Annotated in this window: 4 protein-coding genes; all 4 read right to left on the bottom strand. The window is 31.7% G+C overall.

All coding sequences use genetic code 11. From position 1 onward, the window contains the following. Window positions 1-422: 422 nt before the first annotated feature. The 4 genes from BZG02_RS19480 to BZG02_RS19465 all read right to left on the bottom strand — a co-directional run bounded on the left by BZG02_RS19480 (window position 423) and on the right by BZG02_RS19465 (window position 5,464). A complete protein-coding gene (locus BZG02_RS19480) occupies window positions 423-878 on the bottom strand; it encodes a GNAT family N-acetyltransferase (protein WP_101263425.1) in 456 nt (151 codons plus the stop codon). 91 nt (window positions 879-969) lie between these two features. Further along, window positions 970-3,027 carry a tetratricopeptide repeat-containing sensor histidine kinase gene (locus BZG02_RS19475; protein WP_101263424.1) on the bottom strand — a complete coding sequence of 686 codons (2,058 nt, stop codon included), beginning with the start codon at window positions 3,025-3,027 and terminating at the stop codon, window positions 970-972. A gap of 426 nt (window positions 3,028-3,453) precedes the next feature. Beyond that, window positions 3,454-3,771 (bottom strand): thioredoxin family protein, encoded by a 318-nt coding sequence (locus tag BZG02_RS19470; protein WP_101263423.1) that lies wholly within the window; start codon window positions 3,769-3,771, stop codon window positions 3,454-3,456. A 184-nt stretch (window positions 3,772-3,955) separates the two neighbouring features. After that, window positions 3,956-5,464 carry a sulfatase family protein gene (locus BZG02_RS19465; protein ID WP_101263422.1) on the bottom strand — a complete coding sequence of 503 codons (1,509 nt, stop codon included), beginning with the start codon at window positions 5,462-5,464 and terminating at the stop codon, window positions 3,956-3,958. Window positions 5,465-5,958 lie beyond the last annotated feature (494 nt).

Raw genomic sequence — 5,958 nt, 5'->3', positions numbered from 1 at the left:
TTCTATTGCAACTTTTGCTTTAAATGTTGAGCTAAATTTACGACGTGTTCTTTTCATTTTTTCCATGAGTTTAATTTACATTATTTTTCAATTAAGCTCCTGGTCTAATTTTCTTAGGGTATTATAGTAGACGGCTGGTTACCGTTTTTTCATAGATTAAAGATTTAGGTTAGTAAATAGTGGTTAGTAGAAAAGCTTGGGTGGGGATCCAAGCTTTTTCTGTTTATAGACACTCTGAATCAATTGCTTTTTAATAATTCAAAACAATTAGTTGATAATTTCTTAAGATCCTCTTCATATTAATCTCCTTCCGCCTGCCTACTTTTAAACTGTAAAAAAACAGATTGTTTTTTTCATAGATTAGAGATTAGTTAGTGGTTAGATTAAAATCCGGGTGGGGACCCGGATTTTTTATATCAATCTTATCTTATTAAAATTTTTTCAAAACAAACACTTTCCTTCACGCCTTTATATTGGCCGTAGTTGGGGATAAAATGGTAACCGTTCTTATTATAAAGTGCAATTGCTTCGGGTTGTTTTACTCCTGTTTCTAAAATACATTTCTCGAAATACAATTCACTGGCCCAGTTTTCCAATTCCTGTAAAACTTTTGAAGCAATACCTCTCCCTCTACTTTCTGGCAATACAAACATGCGCTTCACTTCTATAACTAATGACTCGTATTCCTTTATTGCACCACAACCAACTGGTTTACTATTTTCATAAACTATAACCACATGCTTAATTTGATCTAATTTATTGAATTGAGAATAGAAAGCATGATTCTCTCCATCACGAATTGCCAAATCAGCATCAAGAACTGCCACCAAGCCCACAAAGTCTTTATTATCAGAATTTGTTCGTTTCAAGTCAATCATATTTCCTCGATATATTCAATGGTTATTAATAAATTAAGCCTACCTCTTAATATCAATTCATTCAAACACTTATGGATCTAAAAGTAAGAAACTAGCTTTTTGGGAGTGTCACAATAAATTCGCTACCCTTTCCGATATTGCTATTTACATCAATACATCCTCCATTTTTTTCTATAAATTCTTTACATAGAATTAAACCTAAACCTGTCCCTTTCTCATTATTAGTGCCTTTACATGATACATTTTCATCAATTCTAAATAATTTCTGAAGAATTTCCGGAGGCATTCCAACCCCCGTATCAACAATATGTAAGTTTATATAGTTTTTTTTCTCGATTACATTAATAGATATCAAACCACCTTCCGGAGTAAATTTAATGGCATTATTTATAATATTACCTATAACAATCATCGAAGTATTCTTATCTACCATAAGCTTAAGATCATCAGGAACATTTACAACAATATCTATATTTTTTCCAGGAGCATTTAAACCATATAAATCTACACTAGTAGTTACCAACTCTTTCAAATTAATAAATATTTTATTGATTGTAATTTCACCCGTTTGGGTTTGCGCCCAAGTAAGAAGGTTACTTAATAACTCATAAGCATGTTGAGATGATCTGTCAATATCATTAATCATATCAACTCTTGCTTCATCATTCAATATAGTATAGTCTTCCTTTAATAATTCTGTAAAACCAATAATACAATTAAATGGCCCCTTTAAATCATGAGAAATTATCTTAAAAAACTTATCTTTCATAGCATTCAGATTCTTAAGCTCTTTATGCTTTTCAATTAATTCTTCATTTTTTAGAACCAGTTCTGATTTTTGATCTTCAATTAATTTATTCTTTTGAGAAAGAACTACGTTTGTATCGTGCTTAATCTTATTGCGATTCATTAAAATGACAACAACCAAAATAACGAGCACTAATAATACAATAACAAAATTCCGTAAATTGGTTTGTTTCGTAAGTGCTAATTGTTGAATTTCACTAGCCTTGCGAAGCAGTTCATTTTCCTTTTCTTTTTTTACACTTTCATATTTCGTTTGCATCTCGGCAATTTGCCTCGAACTTTTTTCATTGTAAATACTATCTTTTATAGAGGATGACAGTTCAAAATATTCCAAAGCTTTTTCATAATTCTCAAGAGACTTAAATACATTAGAATAATTTTTATAAATCTCCAACTGTTGTTCTCTGGAGTTGAGGCTTATTGCCAAACTTAAAGCCTTATCGTAATAGTGCAATGCTTCTTTATTCTTTTTCTGAATTGCATAGAGAAGACCGATACTCTTATCGGCATACAATACGCCAATTTGATCATTTATTTTTTCACTGACAGCACGTGATTCCTGAAAATACTTTTTTGCCTCTGCATATTCTTTTAAGTTAAATTTTGCGTTACCAATATTGTATAAACAGATTGTAGTTCCATAATGATTTTCATTTTTAATATTTTGCTTTAGTGCTTTCTTATAATATACTTGAGCATTTATATAATCTTTTTTCGCTTCATAAATTTGGCCTAAAGTATTGTAGTGAGCAGTAATAATTCCATCATTCTCTTCCTCTTCACACAAGGCTATCGCATCCTGAATATACGTCAATGCCTTATCATGATTATTTAAAGCTAGATAAACCAAACTTATATTACCCAGAGTTTTTCTCTTCATTGTAATAAAGTTTCTTTCTTCACATATTTCCAATGATTGAATGTAATAACTTAACGAATTATCGTAATCGGATAACGTTTTATAAACAACACCAAGGTTACTTAATACAGATGCATAACCTCTAAAATCATCAAGTTCTATAAATATTGGTAATGCTTTTTTAAAATATTTCAAAGCCTCATCCACCTCTCCCTCTGCCCAATAATTGATCCCGATATTCTGCAAAGATTTAGCAATGTGGATCTTACTCTCTTTTTCAAGAGCAATTTCATAAGCTTCTTTTGCATAATTCAGTCCTTTTACAGGATTTGAATTCCAATAAGAATGAGACAAATCATTCAGCACCAAAACTCTTTCTAGTCCTTGTTTTTCAATAAGTAAAGCCTCCAAACTATCTACATTAATTTGGGACAGTGATACTTTCGAGAGAAAAATGAAAAATAATAAAATGTAATATTTCATATGATTATTATTTTATGTTTTTGCCATATGGAACTTACCATGCTGGGATAATCACCTCCCGGTGTGTCAAAACACCTTTGTCATGGACGTTTCATATGATTATTATTTTATGTTTTTGTCATATGGAACTTACCATGCTGGGATAATCATCTCCCGGTGTGTCAAAACACCTTTGTCATGGACGTTTCATTTGAACATTTTTTTAAGAATCAATAGAAGAATAACGAAAAGCATAAGCTTAAGGTTACCTGAAACACCTATAAAATCGACTATACAGATTACATTCAAACTATAACAAATCAAACAATCTTAATGAAGTAATCTATTTTTTCAACACCTATTAAAAAATTAAGTGCCATCCCTTCCTTTTTTTTAAGGTCGTAACAGCACTTTTTAATACTCATATTTCCCAAAATAATCTTATTACTATTTTAGTAAGTTGTCAAGTTTTTCTACTAAGACTGATTCTGCCACTACTCCAACTGTTTTGTCAACAATCTCCGACTTTTTAATAAATAGTAAAGTTGGAATACTTCCAATACCATATTTTGTTCTCAAATCTGGGAATTTATGAACATCCACTTTTTGAATGTCGATCTTTCCTTTATATTCATCTGCTAATTTTTCAACTATTGGCATTATAGCCTGACAAGGAGGACAAGTATCCGCATAAAAATCTAACATGATTACTTTATCTTCTTTCAATAAGTTCTCTAATTCTTCAGCACTTTCAATTGTTCTCATATTTATTCATTTTTTAATCTTGTTCTTTCAGTATCTGATAATACAAAGATGAAAAGAATTTAAAACATAGCTATAGGCAATAATTCCCATAAAGTTGACAATTTTTCCCTTATCGATAAAATCACAATTTACTCTAAAAAAAAAGGGATGTTATTTACATCCCTATTCCTCTATTTTAATACCACTACAAAGTGAATATCTTTGTCAAATCTAATGAATCATCCATCTCTTTTTGAAGAGCAACCAATTTTGTAAATAAGTCTTTAATTTTCTCTTTGTATTCTGGATTTGATGCCAAATCATGCATTTCTTTTGGATCTGCTTTCAAATCGTATAATCTCATTACTTTTCCATGAGGATAAACAATTAACTTAAATCCGTTTGTACGAATCATTCGTTGCATATCTTCCATATAACATCCATAAATAGCATCGTAATTCGATTTAGTTTGCTCTCCACGAGCCAGAGACATAAAACTATTGAACTGGACATACTCCGGTTTTGGTAAACCAGCCAGTTCGATGGAAGAAGCCATAATATCTTGTAAATACACCTCAGCATCGATCTTTTTTCCTTTGGGAATATCTGGACCAATAACGAACAAAGGAGGACGCATAGAATGATCGTACATATTTTGTTTACCCATTAAGCCATTATCTCCAATAGCTAAACCATGATCGGCAGTATAAAAGATATAAGTGTTATCCATCTCGCCCGACTCTTCCAACGATTTGATAATCTGACCGATTTGCGCATCTAAATGTGTAATTAAAGCATAATATTCCTGACGGTGCTTCTTCATTGCATATTCGGTACGTGGAAATGGAGCCAACGCGGCATCGCGTAAAGATGGACCACAACCAATACTGTCTTTATATGGATACATCGGGATAAAAGATTCTGGCACCGAAATATTCTCCAAAGGATACATATCTAAATATTCTTTAGGCGACTGACGAGGATCATGAGGAGCGTTAAATGCTAAATACATAAAAAATGGTTTTTCTTTTCCTTTAGCAGAATCAATAAATGCAATTGCATCCTCTTTAAGTACCTCACTCCAATGCTTTCCACCTTGCCAATAGCCCCCATTATTTTTATCCCATGCTTGCCAACTGGTATCAATAGCATTTTGTGGACGATTATATCCAAATGGCATCAAATCTTCAGCTTTACCTATTTTTGTTTTCTCTAATGCTGCAAAACGTTTCACCTGCGAATTATGATCCCAAGTGTCGCTTGGCATTCCTGGACGAATATGTATTGTATGATTGAATATTTTAGGAGGGGCTGTTCTTACGTGCCATTTCCCTGTCATATAGGTTTCGTAACCTGCTGATTGCATAATTTGAGACCACATTTGACCATTTTCTACCAATTCATTTTGTTTCTCTTCAAATTCGTATGCTCGCCAAACAAATCGACCTGTATTCAACTGAGCTCTACTACTTGCACATACAGCACCATTCCAAGCTCCCATATTAAAAGCCTGTGTAAAAGTTGCTCCATTCTCAACCATTTTATCAAGATTTGGAGTAATTACTTCATTATTGCCTAATGCATGTATTGTATTATAACACTGATCATCAGCAAAAAGAAAGATAATATTTGGTTGTTTCTTTACCACTTTCTTCTCTGCGCAACCTATTAATAGGGATGCCATAAAAAGAACTAATAACAATTTAACTTTCATCGTATTTAGATTTATATTATATAAACATTTATAAATTCAGAATCTCAGTCGTATTAATATAAACACTGCACTATTCTATCCTACTACTAATCAGTAATCATTTCTAATTTTTTCTGATTTTCCCTAAATCCAACTTAATCAATTCAATCGATTGAACAATCAAAGATATAAAATTTCATCAACTATAATAATAACATCTACATAATACAATTTGCAATTACCTCCGTTCTAAACCGTACAAACAACTGATATGTATAAATGGTAAACGTTTTTCATAGAAAATAGATTTAGGTTAGTAAATAGTGGTTAATAGAAAAGCTTGGGTGGGAATCCAAGCTTTTTCTGTTTTACTACTTTTTATTTCAGCTAACAAAACCAGCTAAAATGGTAGGTTTTAGCATTCTTTAACTTCTGTTAAAGGCACTTAACTAAACAATCCCGTATGTTTGTGAAGTAAACGAGTGGTAAACGTTTTTTCATAGAGAATAGATTTA

Origin of the sequence: Labilibaculum filiforme (assembly GCF_002843315.1) — a bacterium.
Lineage (GTDB): Bacteria > Bacteroidota > Bacteroidia > Bacteroidales > Marinifilaceae > Labilibaculum > Labilibaculum filiforme.
The sequence above is the reverse complement of the archived record's forward strand: the minus strand, read 5'-3'. Positions and strand labels throughout refer to the sequence as shown.